The 20,312-nt window shown below is 68.1% G+C and carries 18 protein-coding genes; 8 read left to right on the forward strand and 10 right to left on the reverse strand.

The window, feature by feature from the left end:
* Positions 1 to 147: 147 nt before the first annotated feature.
* The 5 genes from NL241_RS23410 (at position 148) to NL241_RS23430 (ending at position 5,583) form a co-directional block, all read left to right on the forward strand.
* A complete protein-coding gene (locus NL241_RS23410) occupies positions 148 to 1,227 on the forward strand; it encodes an isocitrate/isopropylmalate dehydrogenase family protein (protein ID WP_494395184.1) in 1,080 nt (359 codons plus the stop codon).
* Positions 1,224 to 2,669, forward strand: a complete 1,446-nt coding sequence (locus NL241_RS23415; protein ID WP_494395185.1) for a GntP family permease — start codon at positions 1,224 to 1,226, stop codon at positions 2,667 to 2,669. The genes NL241_RS23410 and NL241_RS23415 overlap by 4 nt, the downstream gene beginning before the upstream one ends.
* 80 nt (positions 2,670 to 2,749) lie before the next feature.
* Complete coding sequence (locus NL241_RS23420) at positions 2,750 to 4,024, forward strand: bile acid:sodium symporter family protein (RefSeq protein ID WP_494395186.1); 1,275 nt, start codon at positions 2,750 to 2,752, stop codon at positions 4,022 to 4,024.
* Complete coding sequence (locus NL241_RS23425; protein WP_494395187.1) at positions 4,021 to 4,791, forward strand: N-acyl homoserine lactonase family protein; 771 nt, start codon at positions 4,021 to 4,023, stop codon at positions 4,789 to 4,791. Before NL241_RS23420 ends, NL241_RS23425 begins: the two co-directional genes overlap by 4 nt.
* Positions 4,792 to 4,857: 66 nt before the next feature.
* Entirely contained in the window at positions 4,858 to 5,583 is a 726-nt protein-coding gene (locus NL241_RS23430) for a hydroxypyruvate isomerase family protein (protein ID WP_494395188.1), read from the forward strand.
* Here the strand turns inward: NL241_RS23430 and NL241_RS23435 are convergent.
* From NL241_RS23435 to NL241_RS23460, 6 genes are all read right to left on the reverse strand, one after another.
* On the reverse strand, positions 5,580 to 5,984 hold the full coding sequence (locus NL241_RS23435; protein ID WP_494395189.1) for a cupin domain-containing protein: 405 nt from the start codon (positions 5,982 to 5,984) through the stop codon (positions 5,580 to 5,582). The two genes, NL241_RS23430 and NL241_RS23435, sit on opposite strands and share 4 nt — an antisense overlap.
* A 14-nt stretch (positions 5,985 to 5,998) precedes the next feature.
* Positions 5,999 to 6,595, reverse strand: coding sequence for a sigma-70 family RNA polymerase sigma factor (locus NL241_RS23440; protein WP_494395190.1), 597 nt, complete (start codon positions 6,593 to 6,595; stop codon positions 5,999 to 6,001).
* A 150-nt stretch (positions 6,596 to 6,745) separates the two neighbouring features.
* Entirely contained in the window at positions 6,746 to 9,526 is a 2,781-nt protein-coding gene (locus tag NL241_RS23445; RefSeq protein ID WP_494395191.1) for a helix-turn-helix transcriptional regulator, read from the reverse strand.
* A gap of 17 nt (positions 9,527 to 9,543) precedes the next feature.
* A complete protein-coding gene (locus NL241_RS23450) occupies positions 9,544 to 12,351 on the reverse strand; it encodes a helix-turn-helix transcriptional regulator (RefSeq protein WP_494395192.1) in 2,808 nt (935 codons plus the stop codon).
* Positions 12,352 to 12,417: 66 nt separating this feature from the next.
* Complete coding sequence (locus tag NL241_RS23455) at positions 12,418 to 13,083, reverse strand: nitroreductase (protein WP_494395193.1); 666 nt, start codon at positions 13,081 to 13,083, stop codon at positions 12,418 to 12,420.
* A 69-nt stretch (positions 13,084 to 13,152) separates the two neighbouring features.
* The gene (locus NL241_RS23460) at positions 13,153 to 13,911 is read right to left on the reverse strand and encodes an SDR family oxidoreductase (RefSeq protein WP_494395194.1); all 759 of its coding nucleotides are present in this window, start codon (positions 13,909 to 13,911) and stop codon (positions 13,153 to 13,155) included.
* 160 nt (positions 13,912 to 14,071) lie between these two features.
* Between NL241_RS23460 and NL241_RS23465 the strand changes: the two genes are divergently transcribed.
* Positions 14,072 to 14,788 carry an SDR family NAD(P)-dependent oxidoreductase gene (locus NL241_RS23465; RefSeq protein ID WP_494395195.1) on the forward strand — a complete coding sequence of 239 codons (717 nt, stop codon included), beginning with the start codon at positions 14,072 to 14,074 and terminating at the stop codon, positions 14,786 to 14,788.
* A 29-nt stretch (positions 14,789 to 14,817) separates the two neighbouring features.
* On the forward strand, positions 14,818 to 15,336 hold the full coding sequence (locus tag NL241_RS23470) for a YceI family protein (protein ID WP_494395196.1): 519 nt from the start codon (positions 14,818 to 14,820) through the stop codon (positions 15,334 to 15,336).
* On the opposite strand, the gene NL241_RS23475 is transcribed toward NL241_RS23470, so the two are convergent.
* The 3 genes from NL241_RS23475 to NL241_RS23485 are packed head-to-tail and all read right to left on the reverse strand — an operon-like array spanning position 15,337 to position 18,047.
* Positions 15,337 to 15,558 carry a hypothetical protein gene (locus NL241_RS23475; protein ID WP_494395197.1) on the reverse strand — a complete coding sequence of 74 codons (222 nt, stop codon included), beginning with the start codon at positions 15,556 to 15,558 and terminating at the stop codon, positions 15,337 to 15,339. It abuts the gene before it with no gap.
* 28 nt (positions 15,559 to 15,586) lie between these two features.
* Positions 15,587 to 16,039, reverse strand: a complete 453-nt coding sequence (locus NL241_RS23480; protein WP_494395198.1) for a hypothetical protein — start codon at positions 16,037 to 16,039, stop codon at positions 15,587 to 15,589.
* A gap of 31 nt (positions 16,040 to 16,070) precedes the next feature.
* Complete coding sequence (locus NL241_RS23485) at positions 16,071 to 18,047, reverse strand: glycoside hydrolase family 183 protein (RefSeq protein WP_494395199.1); 1,977 nt, start codon at positions 18,045 to 18,047, stop codon at positions 16,071 to 16,073.
* A gap of 235 nt (positions 18,048 to 18,282) precedes the next feature.
* On the opposite strand from NL241_RS23485, the gene NL241_RS23490 reads away from it, so the two are divergent.
* Positions 18,283 to 19,479, forward strand: a complete 1,197-nt coding sequence (locus NL241_RS23490; RefSeq protein ID WP_494398375.1) for a serine hydrolase domain-containing protein — start codon at positions 18,283 to 18,285, stop codon at positions 19,477 to 19,479.
* On the opposite strand, the gene NL241_RS23495 is transcribed toward NL241_RS23490, so the two are convergent.
* A complete protein-coding gene (locus NL241_RS23495; protein WP_494395200.1) occupies positions 19,458 to 20,276 on the reverse strand; it encodes a carboxymuconolactone decarboxylase family protein in 819 nt (272 codons plus the stop codon). The genes NL241_RS23490 and NL241_RS23495 overlap by 22 nt on opposite strands.
* Positions 20,277 to 20,312 lie beyond the last annotated feature (36 nt).

Consider the following 20,312-nt stretch of genomic DNA (forward strand, 5'->3'; position numbering starts at 1 on the left):
ATCACTTTATCGTATGCCGAGTCGGATCAAAGGTTCGGCATGCGACATATGACGTTGGTATGCGAAACAGGCATCTGTGCCAGGTTTCGCGCAATGAACCCCGACCCATCACCAAGCGGGCACTTGCGCCCAGAACGGGAAACATCGGTGACCTACAACATTGCAGTTCTTCGCGGCGACGGCATCGGGCCCGAGATCGTCGATCAGGCAATCAAAGTCCTCGACGCGGTGTCCGGCGCCGTGCCCGGCGTCGATTTCAGTCTCGACTACCTCGACGGCGGCGCCGACTACTACGCACGCACTCTCGAGGTGGCCCCGGCCAGCACCTGGGACGCGATGCGCCGGGCCGACGCGATCCTGATGGGATCGATGGGGCACCCGGATATCCGGATGCCCGACGGTACCGAGGTACAAGGCCACTTCATCGTCAACGCGCGCAAGACATTTGACCTGTACGCCGGGGTCCGCCCCATCAAGACCTATCCCGGTTCGCGCGGCCTGCACGACGGTCTGCACGTCGATGTCGTCACTGTCCGCGAGAGCACCGAAGGGCTGTTCGCCTCGTTCGGCGGCGGCGCCCAGGTGGGCGACGACGTCTATGCCGACACCATGGTGGTCACCCGCAAGGGCACCGAGCGGATCAGCCGTTACGCCCTGAGCCTGGCGCGCAGTCGGGGTGGCAGACAACTGGTGACGTGCGTGGACAAGGCGAACATCTTTCGCTCGCTGGAGTTCTTCCGCCGTGTCTTCGACGGTGTGGCCGCGGACTACCCGGACGTGAAAACCAATCACGCACTGGTGGATTCGTTCACCATGAACCTGGTGCTGCGCCCGCAAGACTACGACGTGCTGGTCACCGAGAACATGTTCGGTGACATCATCTCCGATTTGGCCGCTGCCCTGGTGGGCGGGCTGGGGCTGGCCCCGTCGGGCGACATCGGTGACGACCACGCCATGTTCCAGCCTGCGCACGGCTCGGCCCCCGACATCGCCGGCCAGGACAAGGCCAACCCGGTGGCCACCATCGTCTCGGCCCGGATGATGCTCGACTGGCTGGCCGAACGCCACGACGACGATGCACTCCGCACCGCCGCCGGGGTCATCGAGAACGCCGTCGTGTCCGCCATGTCCGCAGGCAAGCTGACCACCGATCTCGGTGGCACGCTGAGTTGTTCGGCCTTCGGTGACGCCGTCGCCGCAGAGATCGCCCAGGTAGTGCCCGCATGAACCTGATGCTGCTGGCGGCCGAGGAGGATCCCACCGCAACCGTCGGTGACGACCTGCTGCTGGGCCTGACCATCGGCAGCGTCGTCCTGATCATCGTGCTGATCGCCTGGGCGAAGCTGCACCCGCTGATCGCGCTGATCGTCGGCGCCGCGTTCCTGGGCATCACCTCCGGACTCGGCGCCGGCACCACGATCGAGGCCTTCGCCGACGGCCTCGGGGGCACCATCAGCGACGCCGGGCTGTTGATCGCGTTGGGCGCGATGCTCGGACAGCTCCTCAACGTCTCGGGTGCGGCGACGGCACTGGTGGATCGTTTCGTCCACGCGGTCCCACCGCGGTGGATCCCCTGGGCGATGGCCGGGATCGCGTTTCTGATCGGGCTGCCGCTGTTCTTCGAAGTGGCTCTGGTGCTGCTGTTCCCGATCATCGTGCTGGTGGTGCGGCGCACCGGTCTGCCGCTGCTGAAGGTGGCGATGCCCGCCCTGGCCTCTCTGTCACTGCTCAACGGCTTCCTGCCACCACACCCCGGGCCGCTGCTGGCGGTCTCGGCGTTCGACGCCGACCTGGGCAAGACGCTGCTGTTCGGGATCATCGTCGCCATCCCGACCGTGATTCTCGGCGGCCCGCTGCTGGGTAACCTCCTGAGCAAGTGGGTGACCTCCCCCGACGTCAAAACCCTGATGTTCGGCACCGACACGCCTCCCGCGAAGAACGACCCCGAGCCGTCGGGGGGCGGTGGCACGTCGACCCTCGCACCGCCCAAACCCACACTCAAGACTCCCGGCACCACTGCCACGCTAGTCACGATGCTGCTTCCGGTGTTCCTCATGCTGGTACGCGCCATTGCGGAAATGGTTCTGCCGGAGGGCGATTCGTTACGGCATGCGGCCGAGCTGATCGGAGAGCCCACGGTGGCGCTGTTCGCCGGCTGTGTCCTGGCGATGTCCACCTTCGGGCTGGCCACCGGCATGGGCAAGAACAAGGTCGGCAGCGTGATGGGTTCCGGGCTGCCGCTGGTGGCCGGCATCATCCTGATCGTCGGCGCCGGTGGCGGTTTCAAGCAGACCCTGGTGAGCACCGGCGTCGGCGATGTGATCGCCGACCTGGCCCACGGGCTCGGGCTGCCGATGCTGGTGCTGGGCTGGCTGCTGGCCGCGATGATCCGCATCGCCGTCGGTTCCGGCACCGTCGCGATCGTCACCACCGCGGGCCTGCTGGCGCCGCTGGCCGCGGGGATGTCCCCCAATCAGGCCGCGCTGATGGCACTGGCCATCGGTGCCGGGTCCCGGTTCATGTCGCACGTCAACGACGCCGGATTCTGGATGGTCAAGGAGTTCCTCAACCTCAGCGTCAAGGACACCTTCCGGACCTGGACCGTCATGGACTGTGTGGTGTCGGTGGTGGCCGGGATCGGCGTGTTCATCCTCGGCGCGATCGTCTGACGCGCAACACCTTTCAAGAAACGGAGACGCTTGTGGTAGCGGTACGGAAAGGATGCCTGGTCCTGTCGGGACTGGCAGTCGTGGTGTTAATCGTCGGCCTCGCGGTCGGCACGGCGGGTATCTGGCAGCCCGCCGTGCTGGTTGCCGTGTTCGGCGCAGCCATCGGCATCGGCGCGGTCAACGCGCTGAAGAGCTACCAGTACACCGGGTGGATCATCGCCTGCGTGGTGGCCGCGCTGGTGTTCCCGCAGGCCTTCCGCAGTTGGGGCGGGGTGAATCTCAGCGGCAAGTTCCTGATGACCACCGTCATCCAGCTGGTGATGTTCGGGATGGCCACTCAAATGCGGCTGTCGGACTTCCGCGGGGTGGCCCGTCATCCTCGCGGTGTCCTGGTCGGGTTGATCGGCCACTACACGGTGATGCCGATCGCCGCGGTGGTGCTGGTGATGTTCGCGAACCTGCCCCCGGAGATCGGCCTGGGCGTGATCCTCTACGGCTGCGTGTCCTCGGGGCTGGCCTCCAACGTGATGAGCCTGCTGGCCAAGGCGAACATCGCTCTTGCCGTGACCATCACGGCCATGTCGACCATCCTGTCGCCGCTGATGACCCCGTTCCTGATGAAGGTGTTCGGCGGCCGCATCGTCGACGTCAGCTTCATCGCCATGATGTTCGACGTCATCCGCATCACGCTGGTGCCGGTGGCCGCCGCCCTGCTGGTGGACTATCTGCGCACCGCCACACCCGCCGCCATCCGCAAGGTCGACGTCGCCGCCGCCCTGTCCGGGATGTGGCTGGTCGCCCTGCTGCTGGGGGTGTGGAATCTGGCTGCCACCCATCTGTCTCCGACGTGGCTGGGGGTGTTCCAGTCGCTGTGCTACGTCGCCGCGGCCATCGCCCTGGCTCGCCTCTACCATCTGGCGGTCACCGGGCCGCTGCCGGTGATCGAGACCTGGATGCCGTACGCGTCGATGTTCGGGATCATGTACTACAACACCATCACCACCGCGGCGGGCCGCGACGCGTTGCTCGACGTCGGCCTGGTGCTGCTGGTGGTCGGCATCATCCACAACGTCACCGGCTACGTGTTCGGCTACTGGGGCAGCCGGCTGTCCGGTCTCAACCAGCGCGACTCCCGGTCGGTCACCTTCGAGGTCGGGATGCAGAACGGCGGTATGGCAACAGGTTTGGCCGCCGGAATGGGCATGGTGGGCACCGCCGGCCTGGCCGCCGCGGTGTTCAGCCCGCTGGGCAACATCACCGGCTCGCTGCTGGCCAACTACTGGTCCCGGCGCCCACCGGCCGGTTCGGAGAACGACGTCGAGGAAACCGCCGTGGAGACGGAGAAGACAGTTTGAGTGACTACGAAGTGCTGGCCGTCCGTTACGGCGTGTGGCACACCAGCAAGCACAAGATCTACCACTCGTTCGACGTCTACCACGAAGACGACGAACCGGTGCAGATCGACTACTTCTTCTGGGTGGTGCGCAACGCTGCGCGAACCATCGTGGTGGACACCGGTTTCCGGCCCGAGGTTGCGCAGCGGCGCCGCCGCGAGCTGGTGACCCCGGTGCCCGAGGCGCTGCGCCACGCCGGCGTCGACCCCGCAGACGTCTCGCATGTGGTCCTGACGCACTTCCATTACGACCACATCGGCAACCTGGACCTGTTCCCGCAGAGCCAGATCATCACCGGTGGACTGGAGTTCGATTTCTGGACCGGCGAGATCGCCGAACAGCCGATCTTCTGCACCGCGGTGGAGGCCGACGAGGTGGACCTGGTGCGCAAGGCGCAGGCCGACCAACGGCTGACCCTGGTGCCCGAGGAGGATCCGGCGCTTCCCGGCATCTCGTTCCGTGAGGTCACCGGGCACACCCCGGGCCAGATCGTGGTGGAGGTGCACAACTCCGGGCGTCCGGTGCTGCTGGCCTCGGATGCGTCGCACATGTACGAGGAGTTCGAGAAGGAACGCCCCTTCCACATCGCCTCCAGCCTGCCCGACATGTACACCGGGCTGAAGTGGCTGCGTCAGCGCAGCGCCGGCGCCGAGGTGATTCCCGGCCATGACCCCGAGGTGATGCGCCGCTTCCCCGTCGAGGATGGGATCATCGCCCGGATAGCATGAGCGATTTCGGCGCGCTGGTAACCGCTGAGCGGTTACCAGCGCGCCGAAATCGCAGGAAGGACGGATGTGTTCGTTGCCAACGTCACCATGCTGTACGGCGACCGCCCGGTGCTGGACCGGCCCGCGGCGGCCGTCGCCGACGGCTTCCAGCGGATCGAATCCTGGTGGCCCTTCGACTCTTCGGTGCCCTCGGACACCGAGGTACGACGATTCGTCGACTCCGTGCGCGACTGTGGTGCGCAGTTGGTCGCGATGAACTTCACCCTGGGCGACGCGGGTGCCGGCGAGCGCGGCATCCTGTCGCATCCACACCGCGCCGCGGAGTTCCGCGATCACTGCGACGTGGTGGCCGGCATCGTCGACCAGCTGGGGATCCGGCTCTGCAATGCGCCGTACGGGTTACCTGACGGCAGCGATACGGACCTGGCGCTGGAGAACCTGGCACTGGCCTGCGCCCGGCTGCGGCCGGCGGGCGCCCTGCCGATGCTGGAGCCGATGAGCGGAATCGCCGGCTACCCGGTCACCACGGCGGCTCAGGCCGTCGCCATCATCGAAAAGGTGGACGGCAGGGTCGGGCTGCTCGCCGACCTGTACCACTTCGCCGCCAACGGCGAGGACATCAACGCGGTGTTGCGCACACACGCCGACCGCATCGTCCACGTCCAGGTCGCCGACTTCCCCGGCCGGCACGAGCCGGGCACCGGCACGCTGGACATCGACCGGCACCTGACGCTGCTGCGGGAGTTGGGATATGGCGGCGAGGTGGCGCTGGAGTACATTCCGAGCCGCTAGCTCACACGCAGATGGGCGCGGGCCGCCAGCTCGTCGTTCTCGACGAGCACCAGCATGGGTTGCCCCGGTACGCAGAACATCGTCACCGCGAACCGGGTGCGGATGTCGTCGCGGTTGTTGCCGTCCTGGTAGTGGATGACATCACCCCCGGGTTCCCAGAACGCTTCGCCCGCACGGACGACGCGGGGTGGTTGTCCTTCCAGCTCGAAGAGCATCTCGCCTTCCAGCACGATGCCGAACGCGGGGCCGCTGGGGTGCCGGTGCGCCGGCGTACCGCGGCTGCCCGGCGGATACTCGATCACCACGGTCATCGCTTCGGCATCCGCAGCGATGGCGGGCGGATGCGCCTGCTGCACGACGGTCACCGCCGCCTTCCAGTCGTCGCCGTAGTCGCTGTTCATTGGGGTCTCCTCTCTCAGGCCGCGAGATCGGCCATGGTGCGGTCGTACTGAGCCAGGAGCCGGCGCAGTTGAATTCTGGCGCGCGAGACCCGCGACATCACGGTGCCGATCGGGATGCTCATCAGCGCGGCGGTTTCGGCATAGGTGTATCCCTCGATGTCGGCGTAGTAGATGACCATCCGGAAACCCTCGGACAGCGCCTCCATGGCCGCCCGAATTTCGTTGTCCGGTAAGGCACCGAGAACCTCGGCCTCCGCCGACAGCAGACCGGCGCAGGCGTGCGACCCGGACTCGGCGATGGCCTGGTCGGTGATCTCGCCCGACAGCAGTTCCGCGGGGCGGCGTTCCCTCCAGCGGTAGGCGTTGACCCACTGGTTGTGCATGATCCGGTACAGCCAGGCCTTCAGATTGGTGCCGTCGGTGAAAGTGTGGAAGCCGGTGTAGGCGTGCAGCATCGTCTCCTGCAGCAGATCCTCGGCGTCGGCGTCGTTGCGGGTCAGCGCCCGTGCCTTTCGGGACAGCTGGTCAACGTGCTGCCACATATCGGCGACGAAGCGCGCCTTGGCTTCGCTGTCGTGTTCGATGTCGCCGGGGACAGCGGCGATGGTCATGATCAGTCCTCCCAGGTGATGTTTCAGGGAGCCCGTCGTGGGCTGCTGACATCAGACTGGTCGGAGAGACCGGTGAGGGGACCCTTGCCCGTACGTGGTCACGAGTCCGTAGTGCGTAGTCCGCGGGCGGGCCCCGTAGTCAGCCCTGGATCAGCCGGACCACGTGGCAGTGCGGAGCTGACGGCGCGAGGTGATGCCGAGCTTGACGAAGACCTTCCGCAGATGCCACTCGACAGTGTGCGTGCTGATGAACAGCTGCGCGCCGATCTCCTGATTGGTCAGCCCGTCTGCGGCCAGCCGGGCGATCTGTGACTCCTGCGCCGTCAGCTGATTCCCGGAGCTCACGGTCTTCTTCCGCACCTTTTCACCCGTGGCGATCAGCTCGCGGCGCGCCCGGTCGGCGAACGCCTGCGCGCCCATGGTGCTCCACATCTCGTGCGCCTCGCTCAGATGCGTGCGGGCGTCGTTGCGGCGGTTGACCCGGCGTAACCACTCGCCGTAGGTCAGGTGGGTGCGCGCGATCTGCGGCGGGATGTCGGCGCGCTGGAGACGCTCGAGGGCTTCGACGAACAAGGCGTCGGCGTCCTCATTGGACGCCAGCAATGCCTGCGCACTCGCCACGGCACCCAGCCCCCAGTCGGTACCGCTGGCGCCGGCGCGCTGCTGAAGATGCTGCAGGGCCGGCCCGGCCGCATCGAGGTCACCGAGGTGGGCCGCCGCCTCGATGAGTTCGTAGAGGCACCAGCTGAAGAAACCGAGATCCTCGTATTCGCAGCACTCGCGCGCTGCGGCCAGGGCCTCGTCATAACGACCCAGACCGTTGAACAACACCGCCGCGGTGTAGCGGGTGAGGCCGAACAACCGGCCCTCCCCTCGGGCCTTGGCGTCCGCTGCCGCCGCCTCGATGACCGCGGCCGCGTCGACGGGGTCTCCACGCCAGGCCGCCAACGTCAACGAGTGATACTTCACCGGACTGTTGCCCGTCGACGCGGTGATGGTGTTGGCCTCGTCGATCAGCGTTGCGGCCGTGGCCAATTCACCGGTGTAGACGTGCACCCCCGCGCGGTACGCCAGCGCCGGCGGAAGGACCGCCAGCGCCCCGGTGTCACGCGCCCGGCGCACCATCTCGGTAGCGATCTGCTGAAGGACCGCGTCGTCCCACATCTCGTGCGCGGCAGACTCCTGCGCAATAGGAAACGGCCAGTGCACCACCGGACCATCGCTGTGCACCTGGGTGTTCCACAGTTCCAACGCCATCCGTAGATGTTCCGAGCCGGCATTGGGTCCGTCGAGGAGGCGGCTCGTCAGGCCGCTCAACAGGAAATCGATGGGGCGCCGCAGCTCGGCCACGCCGGAGACGGCGGCGCGACCGGCCTCGGCGATCTCACGCAGCCGGGACGGCTCTCCCAGGCGGCCGGCGTACATGGCAGCGGTCAGCGCTTCGACGTAGGTGTCGCGGGCCAGCTCGTCGTCGAGTGTCTCCAGACCCTGCGCGGCCCGAAACAGTTGCGCAGCAGCATCAGTGGTGCGAGGCGCACCCGAGACACCGCTGCGGCTGCTGACGAATTCCATTTGCGCGCGCATCCGGAAGACCTGCGCCTGCTGCACCTTCGACAGAGGCGCCAGGTCGGCGATCGCGAGCAATTCGTACGCGGCTTCCGGTAACGCCGCCTCGCGTTTGGCGTGGGCCGCGGCGATGGCGCGGGATCCGCGCAGCCCCGGATCAGCGGTCAGCACGGTGGCGCGCTCCAGGAAGGCAGCCGCGGCGGCCACCCCACCTCGGCGGAACGCCCGCGCGGCGGAGTCCTCCAGCTCGGCGGCCACCGCATCATCCGGGCCGGCCGCGGCACTGGCGGCGTGCCAGGCGCGCCGGTCCGGGTCGGTCTCCCGGTCGGTGACGTCGGCGAGAACCCGGTGGATCTCCCGGCGTTCGGTGAGGTCGGCGGCGCGGTAGGCCGCCGAACGCATGAGGGGGTGCCGGAACCGCACCCGGGTACCGAACTCGAGGAGGCCGTCCTGCTCCGCGGGGGCCAGAGCGCCGGCCGGAATGCCCAGCCTGGCTGCTGCACGCAGGAACAGTGCCCCGTCGCCGAGCGGCTCGGCCGCCGCGGCCAGCAGTAATGTGCGGGTGGCCCGCGGCATCGCCTCGATACGCCGCACGAAGCTCTCCCCGACCTGCCCCGTCGCCGGGCGTGCTCCGGCAGGCCAGAAGCCGCCGGCCAGTTCGGCGGCCGAGACATTGCGAGGTACCTCGAGCAGCGCCAGCGGATTGCCCCGGGTCTCGGCGATGATGCGGTCACGCACGCCCGCATCGATAGCGCCCACGACCAGAGAGTCCAGCAAGTCGCGGGCGTCAGCGTCGGACAGACCGCCGACGGTGATCTCCGGCAGGCCCGACAGCACTTCGGCACCGTGATCACGGGCGGCGAACAGCAGCGCGATGGGCTCGGCCAGCAGACGTCGTGCGACGAACCCCAGGGTCTGCAGCGACACCTGGTCGAGCCACTGCGCATCGTCGACCACGCACAGCAGGGGGCGTTCGTCGGCGCCGGCGGCCAGCAGACTGAGCACTGCCAGACCGACCAGGAAGCGGTCGGGGGTGGGCCCGACGTCGAGCCCGAACGCCACATCGAGGGCCTGTCGCTGCGGAGTCGGCAATGCGTCAAGGTGTTTCATCAGCGGTGAGCACAACTGCTGCAGTCCGGCGAACGCCAGCTCCATATCGGATTCCACGCCGGCCACCTGCAGGCAGCGCAACCCGGTCGCCTGCTCGGTCGCGTAGTCCAGAAGGGCGGTCTTGCCGGCGCCGGCCTCACCCCGCAACACCAGCACAGCCGAGGTGCCCGACCGGGTGGTCGAGATCAGATCACGCAGTGTCTGGCACTCAGCGTCGCGGCCACGCAACGGTTGCGGTCGGTCCGCGCTCGCCATGGCTCAGGATAGTAACCTCAGCTGGCCCAGGACACCGTGCGCAGTTGCCGGCGCGAGCTGATACCGAGTTTGACGAAGACTTTGCGCAGGTGCCAGTCCACGGTGTGCGCGCTGATGAACAGCTGCGCCCCGATCTCCGGATTGGTCAGGCCGTCGGCGGCCAGCCGGGCGATCTGCGCCTCCTGGGTGGTCAATTCGTCGCCGGTACCGATCGGCTGCTTGCGGACCTTCTCTCCCACAGCCAGCAGGCCACGACGCGCGCGGTCGGCGAAGGCCTGCGCCCCCATCCGGCTGAACGCGTCGTGGGCTTGGGTCAACTCTCGTCGGGCGTCACCGCGCCGGCCCACTCCGAGCAGCCACTCGCCGTAACTGAGCCGGGCCCGCTCGAGATGGACGACGACGCGGGTGCGCGCCAGCCGCTCGAGAGACTCCCGGTACTGTTCCTCGGCGCGGTCGGGTTCCCCCAGCAGTGCGGCCAGCTGTGCCTTCGCACCGGCCAGGGCGCCCAGGCCCCAGTCGGTGGCGCTGGCACCGGCGCGCTCTTCCAGTCGTCGCACCGCGTCGGTGGCCGTCACCTTGTCGTCGACCTGCGCGGCCGCCTCGACCAGTTCCAGCAGACCCCACCCATGAAACCCCAGTTCCTCATGCCGGCAGGCGTCGCGCGCACAGGCCGCGGCCTCCTCGAAGCGGCCGAGCCCGTTGTACAGGACGGCGCCGGCGTATCCGGTGAAGCTCAGCAGGCGTCCCTCCCCGCGGGCCGCACCGTCGGCGGCGGCCGCCTCGATGGTGATGGTGGCCCCCGTCGGATCCCCGCGCCAGGCGGCCAGCTGCACCGCGTGGTACCGCACCGGGCCGTGGCTGCCGGTGGCCTCGGTCAGCGACGCCGCCTCCTCCAGAAGTGTTGCTGCTGTGGCAAATTCGCCGCCGAGAAGGTGATCACCGGCGCGGTACACCAATGCCTGCGGCAGACCGGCGAGTACTCCGGCGCTGCGGGCCTGGCGCACCACGGCGGCAGACAGGTGGCCCACGACCATGTCATCCCACAACTCGTAAGCCGCGGATTCCTGCAGAACGGGGAACGCCGGGACCATCCAGCGCCGCACCTGAGTCTCGTCGGCTCGCGCCAACTCCAGCATGGCGGCCAGCGCGAGGCGCAGCGGCCCCGAGCCGGCGCGCACACCGCCGGTGATCCGTTCGACCATCCCCTCGAGCAGCAGGTCCACCGAACGTGGCCGCTCCGGTGTGCGCTGCACCGCGTCCCGCGCCGCCGCCGCGGCCTTACCCAGTGCACCCGGCGCGCCGAGCCGACCGGCGTACAGCAGAGCCGCGAAAGCCTCCATGTAGGTTTCGCGGGCGGCGAAGTCGTCCAGGTGCTCGAGATGACCGGCCGCAGCCAGGAGCGCCGGCGCCGTGTCGCCGACGGGCCGGGCCCCGGCGTCACCGGCCCGGCTGCGGACGAACTCCATCTGTGCGCGCAGTCGGGCGGCCCGGGCACGGTCGAGGTCGGACAGCGCTGAATGGTCGGCGACGCCGAGAAGCTCGTAGGCAGCGTCCGGCGCTGCGGCGTCGCGTTTGGCCAGTGCTGCGGCCAGCGCCCGCCTGCCTCGTAGCGCGGGATCGGCGGTAAGCACCGTGGCGCGCTCCAAAAACGCTGCCGCAGCGGCTGTTCCACCCCGGCTCTGCGCCCGCCCGGCGGAGGCCTCGAGTTCCTCGGCCACCGATTCGTCGGCACCGGCCACCGCGTTGGCGGCATGCCAGGCTCGACGGTCGGGGTCCGCCTCGGCGTCGGTGGCCTCGGCGAGCGCGCGGTGGACGGTGCGCCGGTCGGTGAGGTCAGCGGCCCGGTACGCGGCCGAGCGCATCACCGGGTGGTAGAAGCGCATGCGGGTGCCGAACTCGATGACGCCGGCGGCCTCCGCCGGCGCCAAGGCGTCGACCGCGATTCCGAGCCGCGCCGCCGCACGCAAAAACAGCGCCGCGTCGCCGACGGGTTCGGCCGCCGCGACGAGCAGCAGCATCCTTGTGGCGTCCGGCAAGGCCTGGATCCGACGCACGAACCTCTCTCCGAGGCGCCCCGGCGAGTTCTGCGCGCCCATGTTCCAGAAGCCGCCCGCCAGTTCCGGCGCCGACACCGTGCGCGGTATCTCCAGCAGGGCCAACGGGTTGCCGCGGGTCTCGGCGACCAGACGGTCGCGCACACCCGGGTCGATCCCGCCCACCATGACCGTTTCCAACAGCTCACGGGCCTCGGCGTCGGGTAGGCCCGCGACCCGCAGTTCCGGGAGACCGGCGAGCACCTCGGTGCCGGTGTCGCGCACACCGAACACCAGCGCCACCGGCTCCGCCATCAGTCGGCGGGCCACGAACCCCAGCGTCTGAACCGACACCTGATCCAGCCACTGCGCGTCGTCGATCACGCACAGCAGCGGCTGCTCGTCTGCGGCGGCGGCCAGCAGGCTCAAGACCGCCAGGCCCACCAGGAACCGGTCGGGAGTGGGCCCGACGCCCTGGCCGAAGGCCACCAGAAGGGCGTCGCGCTGCGGTGGTGGCAGGTCGTCCAAATGCCCCATCAGCGGTGCGCACAGCTGCTGCAGACCGGCGTAGGCGAGTTCCATGTCGGATTCCACCCCCGACACGGCGATGACCCGGAATGCCGAGGCCGCCTCGGTGACATAGCCGAGCAACGCGGACTTGCCGACACCAGCTTCACCACGCAGCACCAGCACTTGACACCGACCGCCGCGCACGGTGGAGATCACTCCTCGTAGAACCTCGGTTTCGGTGGCGCGCCCCAGCAGAGACCGTTTCCGTCCCTCGCTCGACATCACCGCTCCACCGTGTCCGATCGTCTCCGGGTGGCCGGCCCGGCCCGCATGGATGGTAGCGCGGAATCAGTCCGATACGAAGGTGACCGTCTCCCCCAGCGGTGCCCGCCCGGTGCGCGGATGCTGGACGTCGGGATCCTCGTAGCCAATCGACATGCCGCAGAACAGGATCAACCCCTCATCCGGTTTCACGATCTCCGCGACGGTGGTCCGGGTGGTGGACCAGGCCATCTGCGGGCAGCTGTGTAACCCCTCGGCGCGCAGCAACAGCATGACCGTCTGCAGGTACATGCCGACGTCGGCCCATTGCGGCAGCCCGAGATCGCGGTCGACGTAACAGAACAGCGCTGCCGGCGCACCGAAGCAGTCCCAGTTACCGATCGCTGCGCGCTGCCGCGCCTCGATATCCTGTCTGTCGATACCGAGCGCGCCGTAGCGCTGTTCGGCGAAGTCATGACGCCGCTGCCGGTACGGCGATTTCAGTGCGGCCGGGTACATCTCGAATTCGCGAGCATCCCAGGGGTCACCCGCCGAAACCCGCTCGACAGCACGTTTCTTCAGGAGTGCCAACGGTTCGCCGGTCACGACGTAGGTGCGCCACGGCTGGAGATTGGACCCCGACGGCGCCCATCGGGCGGCGGTGAGGACCCGCTCGAGGACCTCGACCGGAACGGGTTGGTCGGTGAACCCGCGCACCGCATGCCGGCTGGTGACAGCGTCAAAGACATCCATGGTTGTTCGTTCTCCTCGGGTGCGGGTCCGGCCGGGTCCAGTGCCGCGGCCGGACCGTTCACCATTCCTCTAGCTTCTGGCCGCTGCCTCGAGGATCCAGTCCTCGAACCGGATGTCGAACAGCGTCGCCCCGTCACCGGGCACCAGGGTGCCCTCGTCGATGGCCACCCCCCAGTAGCGCGCCTGCGGATCGGCGACGACCTCGCGACCGTCTCCGCGCGCGGTCAGCGCCGTGCGGATCAGGTCCGGGAGCCGGAACCGTTCCGGCCCACCGACTTCGCTGATGCCCTGCACCGGAGCGTTGACCGCGGCGATGGCGACGGCCTCGGCGACATCGGTGGTGGCCATCGGCTGGATGAACGCGGCGGGCAGCCGCACAGTGCCGTCGACAGTGGCGGAATCAGCGATGACGCCGAGGAATTCGAAGAACTGGGTGGCCCGCACGATCGAATACGGAACCGGTCCGTGGGCGATCAGCTCCTCCTGCGCCAGTTTCGCCCGGAAATAGCCGCTTTCGCGGGCCAGCAGCTCTGTCCCGACCACCGACAGCGCGACGTGATGTCCAACGCCGGCGGTGACTTCCGCGGCCAGCAGGTTGGTGGTGGATGTGTGGAAGAAGTGCTGGGCGTCGGCTTCCTCGAAGGACGGCGAGTTGGTGACGTCGACCACCACCTCGGCGCCGGCCAGCACATCGGCCAGCCCCTCGCCGGTGAGGACGTTGACGCCGGTCGACGGCGCCGCGGCCACGGCGTCGTGGCCATGTTCGGTCAGGCCCTGCACCACCTTTGATCCGATCCGGCCGGTTCCGCCGATGACGACGATTCTCATGTTGGCCTCTCCTGTTCGCGTAACCGAGGCCGTGTCGTCACTGCCTCTGACCGCCGAAACGGATGCGGGGGCGCCGATTCATCCACGTGATCTGAATCGCATCTGGATGACCGCCGCGCCGACCGGGAGTTCCGGCACGTGGAGACGAAAGGACACACAGATGGAACTGCAGGGTCACACAGCGCTGGTCACCGGCGGCACCGCCGGAATAGGCCTGGCATGCGCCCGGCTGCTCGCCGACGCGGGTGCCGAGGTGATCATCACCGGCCGGGATCCGCGCAGGGGTGAGGCCGCCGCCGCTCACCAACGGACCCGGTTCATCCCGGCCGACATGTCCGACCCGGCGTCGGTGGACGCGCTGGTGATGCAGGCCGGCCAGGTGGACATTCTGATCAACAATGCCGCGAGCTTCCCCGGAGCGTTGACACTCGATCAGGACGCCGCGACGTTCGAGCGCACCTTCGACACCAACGTCCGCGGCACTTATTTCCTCTCGGCAGCCCTGGCGGCGGGAATGGTGGAGCGCAGCCGCGGCAGCATCGTGAACATCACGTCGATGGTGGCGTCAAAGGGGGTCCCGGCCGCCTCGGTGTACAGCGCATCGAAAGCGGCGGTCGAATCCCTGACCCGGACATGGGCCGCGGAGTTCGGCGCGGCCGGCGTGCGGGTCAACGCCGTCGCCCCCGGGCCCACCCGAACCGACGGCGTGCTCGCCGAATGGGGCGACACCAACGAGGAACTCGGCCGCGCCCTGCCGCTGGGACGCACCGCCGAACCCGAGGAGATCGCGCAGGCGGTGCTCTTCCTGGCTTCGCCGCGATCCAGTTTCATCACCGGCGCCATCCTGCACGTCGACGGCGGGGGCACCGCGATGTGACCGGTGCATCGGCAGGTACGGTGACGCCAATGACGGACTTCGACAGCAGCGCGGGAACTTTGAAGGTGCTCACCGGCGTCGACGGTGTGGCCGCCCGCATGGGCCACCGGCTGACCATCGCGGTCGAATCCTGGCGCGCCTGCCTGGACTGGGCGGGCGACCAGCCGTCGGCACTGACCCTGACCGCGGACGTCGACTCGTTCTCGGTGGAGAGCGGCGAAGGTGGAGTGACACCACTGACTCCACCGGAGCGCGCGGTCGCACGCTCCAACGCACTGAAAACGATGTCGGCGAAGCGCTTTCCGATTGTCCGCTTCACCTCAACGACGATCGAGGCGACAGCAGCCGGATACCGGATCACTGGCGAACTGGACATCCGTGGCCGGCGCCGCGAGCACGTCGTCGACGTCGAGGTGGACGGACGCGAGGTGTCGGGCCGCTCGCAGGTGCGCCAGTCCGATTTCGGCGTCAAACCGTATTCGATGATGATGGGTTCACTGCGCGTCGCCGACACCGTCACCGTGGTGTTGGCGGCAACGCTTCCCTGATCAGATCTCCCGGTCCGGCCACTCTCGCACCGGAAAGTCGCTGGTGCCCACCGACTTGTTCGGACTGGGCTCGTTGGTGGACTCGGACATGGCGTGCCGGCCGGCGGGACTGGCATCGTCGTCGATGGTGTTGTCGAGTTCGTCGACCGGGATCTGGCTGGCCTCCCGGCCGGCCAGCTCCTCTACGCCTTGTTGCTGCTGGTCTTTCTCGTTGTCGGCCATGACGACCGACTACCCGATGCAGGCTGTTTCACGCCTTCTTCTGCCACAGACAATCCCCACTGAGGGTGATGTTGAAAACCACTGGCAGCACCTCGAAGTCGAGTCTCTGCCCGGGCTCGCCCGTGGTGATCTGCTCGGGGCCGACCTCGCCGGCGGCCACCACCGAAGCCTGGCGCACGCCGCACGCCGCGGCGGCATCCAGCGGCGTCGCGGTCCATGCGCCGGACATGATCTCGGGATTGCGCAGCCCCTGGCCGTGCAGGGTGATACCGGCCTGGTCGCTGACCCAGGTGCCGCTGTTCGGATAGGGCCCGGGATACGGCGTCCAGGTACCACCGGAACAGGTCAGCACCGTCCGATCGGGCAGCTTGGTCAACGCCTCCGGGGCCGGGCACGCGCTGCCGGGCTGCGGCGCCGCCGAGGCCACCGGCGCCACCGTCAACGCCGCCACCGTGACTGCCACTGCTGCCACACGCTTCATGTCGTTCCTATCGTCGCGTCGCGGCGCGGCGCTACACGCGGCTCAGGTCGGTCCGCATCAACGCCACGTTGTACTCGTTCCACTGCGACAGATTCCAGTACAGCATCTGCGGATCCTCGGCCGTGCCGTCCTCTTTCTTGAGCAACGTCGAACCCGACCACGGGTGGATCATCGGCGCGTAGAGCCCCGGGTATTGCGACGACGTGACCAGCGTCTTCGGCGTCGACCAGCTGCCTTGCGGTGTCGACGAGGTGCGCATCACCACGTTGTCACCGCTGTCGGTGTAGAGCATCACGTACTTCTTCAGGTAGGGGTTGTATTGCACCGACATCTCCCCGGCCGTCGGGTACGTCGTGTTCTTGATCAGGCCGAAGAAGCTGGTGGTCGTGGTGCCGGGCAGGATGGGCTTGGCCGCCGCCGGGTTGTTCTTCACCCAGCTGGTGCCGTTCCAGTACTCGTACTTGGTCTGATCCAGGATCTGCTTGTCGTTGACCCGCGACACGTAGATCGTGCCGCCACGGCCGGCGGGCGTGCCGTACGAGTACACCCAACCCGCCGCGGCATCGGCCGAGCCGGCGGGAGGTTTGACGTAGGCGCCCTGCTGAAAGTTCTGGTTGCCGTTGATGAAGGGCCGCGTTGAACGCCCACTTGCTGCGGGCCTGATGCTCGAGGCCGGCACCACGGTCCAGTTCTGGCCGTTGTCGTCGGACCAGATGATGCCCGAGTAGTTGGTGGTCCAGCGGCCCGGCGTATCCCACGACCGCACCGACATGAAGTTGACGTACTGCCGCGTCGCCCCGTTGGCGCCGGCGCCGGGCACCGCGATGGCAGCGGTCGGAATGATCGTCACCTCCGAACCGACGGCATAGCCGTACTTGCCGATGATCTCCCTCGAGAAGTTCGGGTTGGTCATCGGCGAGCCGCTGTAGGCGCCCGGATCGTGGATGATCCCATTGGGCACGTACAGGCCGTTGGACAGCACGTTGTCGGCGCTGCGCAGCAGGACATTGTTGCGCCACACGCCGGACATCCCGGCCCCGCTGAACGTGTCGCCGAAGGCGATGAGAACCTGGCGCTGCTCGACGATGGTGGTGGCCGGATTGTCCTTGGTGATGCCGTTGTCCCACATGACGCCGACGTCGGTGCCGGCGATGCCGAACCGCCTCACGGTGTCGTTGATGCTGCCCGCGCCGGTGAGCCAGCCGACCCGGGTGGTGACCGGGACTGTGACGGCTGCCGCGGCAACAGGGGTGGCGGTGGCCAACGTGCGCGCTTGGGTTTCCCGGCGGGCACCGAGGGTGAGCAACGTCAACAGCAGCGACGACTGCTGCGGAGCCGGCGTCCGCACCGGGGTGTCGAGGGCCACACCGGTGAGCACCTGGGGCTCGGAAAGTGTTGGTGCAGCGACTGTTTGAAGGGTGGCGGTGCGCACCTGCCCGAGCAATGGTGTGAGGACCTTGGTGTAGGTGGCCTCGATGGGCGGCGCGATCACCGGGGCGAGCTCTGGTGTGAGCCCGCGAACCGGCTCGTCCTGTTGGACAACTGTTTCCGGCTCGGGAGCGGGCGTCGTCGTTGTGACCGCCGGACGCGACCTGGTGTCAGAGGAGTAGCGCGTCGCCCCGCTTGCCGCGCCGGCTTCGTCCGCGGGGGCGTCGTCCCCGGGGGCCACGTCGTCAGGGGCCTCGTTCTCAGGGGCCTCGTTCTCAGGGGCCTCGTTCTCAGGGGCCTCGTTCTCAGGGGCGTCGTCCTCGGGCGCCTCGTCCTCGGGGGGCTCGTCGTCGGTGGTCTTGTCGTCGTCACTCGGGGTCGGCTTCGCCGTGGATTCCGAGGACCCTCGCGCCTCCGCGCGTTTGTTCTTCGTCGAGTAATCCGACGTTCGTGTGGTGGTGTCCGAATCGGTGTCCGTGGTGTCGGCGGCTGCTACCCCCGCGCCCGTGACCACCGCCAGCCCGACTCCCAGTGCGACGGCCAGCCCGCCCACCCGACCGATGTGTACCGCTGCGCGCATTACTCCCCCTCGAAGGAACGCCCCGTCAGTGACCAATGACTCTCGGATCGAACACCCCGGGCTTACGAAGAGAGCGGCATCAGGATGACACCAAGGACAAGATCGTGCTGGCGTTTCAGCCAACTATCGCGTCTGCGCCAATCGGCGTTACCGCACGCAGCCCGGCGATACACTTCGGCCCACAGCTCGACTCCGGGAGGCGACGCTGATGACGTGGACGCGGTTGCGCGTACGGATGCTGACCACCGCAGCGTGTGCGGCGGTGCTGGTGGCCAACCCGACCGCTGCCGCGGAGCCGTCATCGGCACTGCAGCCCATCGACCCCGCGCGTCTGCAGGCTGTCGTCGAGACCGCCGCCCGCGAGATGCTGATTCCGGGAGCACTGGTGTTGGTGCAGACACCGCGGGGCTCCTACACCGCGGCCGCGGGCACCACCGAATTGGGCGTCGCGGCGCCACCGCAGACCACCACACACTTCCGGATCGCCTCGAACACCAAGACCATGACGGCGGCCGTGATCCTGTTGCTGGCCCAGGACGGCAAGCTGGCCCTCGGCGACCCGGTCTCGGCGTATGTGCCGGGGGTTCCCAACGGTGAGAACATCACGTTGCAGCAGCTGCTGACCATGCGCAGCGGTCTGTACGGCTACACCAACGCCCCTGACCTGGCGGCAGCGCTCGATGCCGACCCGGCGAAAGTGTGGACCCCGCAGGAGATTTTGGCTCTCGGCTACGCCCACCCACCGTTGTTCCCCCCGGGGGCGCGGTACGACTACAGCAACACCAACTACGCGTTGCTGGGGCTGGTGGCCGAAAAGGCCGGCGGGCAGCCCCTGTCGGCGCAGTTCCAGCAGCGACTGTTCGGCCCGCTCGGTCTTCGGCAGACACTGCTGCCGGCCCCCACCGACACCGGAATGCCGGCGCCCTACTCGCACGGCTATATGTACGGCGGTTCCTCCTATGCGTTGGTGGACGCCGACTATCCCGCTGATGTGCAGGCTGCCGCGCACGCCGGGACGCTGCGACCGGTCGACTACACCCACCAGAACCCGTCGTATGCCACCGCCGCGGGTGGGGCCATCGCGACCGCGGAGGATCTGGCTGTGTGGATCCGGGAGCTGGTGTCCGGCGGGGTGTTCGGACCGCAGTCACAACAGCAGTGGCTCGACAGCCTGCTACCCGAGGACCCTGACGCCATGGGCGGGCAACAGTACGGGTACGGCATCACCTACCAGCAGTTCGGGCCGCAGGCGGGAATGTACTACCACGGCGGCGAGCTACCCGGCTTCAACTCGTTCATGGGCCACGACCCGAACAACGATGTGACGCTGGTGATCTGGACCAACCTGACCCTGTCCCCCGACGGCCGGACCACCGCCAACGCGTTGCTGCCCGAGGTCTTGCGGCAGATCTACACCGAACTGGATTTCTGACCGTAGACGGGATGGCCGTCCGCGCCGATGGTGTAGCGCTCGGTTCCCTGTTGTACGCGAGGCGCGTCGGCGCCGAACGCCACCGCAATCTCGTTGCACGCATTGCGCATCACGTCGAGGGTCAATTCGTCGGCTTCGTCGTCGCGGAAATGAGCGCGCACTGCGTCGGCCGTCTGCTCGAGAATGTGTGCCGGCGTCCAGATCAGGGCATCGACGTAACGAAGGGCTGCTTTGTGCCTGCCGGTCAACAGGTTCGACGTTTCGTAGTGCGCGATGTCGTCGTACAGGGGTTCGGATCCGCCGCCCTCGAGTGCGTCGCCGTCGCGCAGGGACCGGCACAGCCGGCAATTGTGTTGGGCAGCGCCACGCAACCGCACGATCTCCGTCGTCACGGGATCAAGCGCGCGCATCCGCGCCACCGTCGGCGCGAAGTGGTTCAGCAGCAGGTCACCGGGATCGGTATCGCGATCCCATTCCGTGCTGTCCACGGTGGAGTCCAGCCTCAGCGCCGCTCTGGCGCGGAGCACCCGGGGCACATAGTCGGCGATGAAGATCAGCGCCACCACGGCGAATGCCGCGTCACCGGTGGCCGCCAGGAACGCAGATCGCTTTTCGGGGGTGAGCGCGGCGACGTCGGTACTGAACTGCTCGGCGAATGCCAGCACATCGGGATGCGCTTCCGGCTCGGCATCCGCGGGTAGCGGCGTCAGGCCCAGCGTGGACGCGCAGGTCTGGCGCACCGCGGCGTTGACATGAGCAAGCCCGGCCGGCGACAGCGCCGTGAGACGAGTGAGCACGCCTCACACACTGCCTCCGACCGGGCTGCTGTGTCA

This window comes from Mycolicibacterium sp. SMGY-1XX (genome assembly GCF_059132455.1).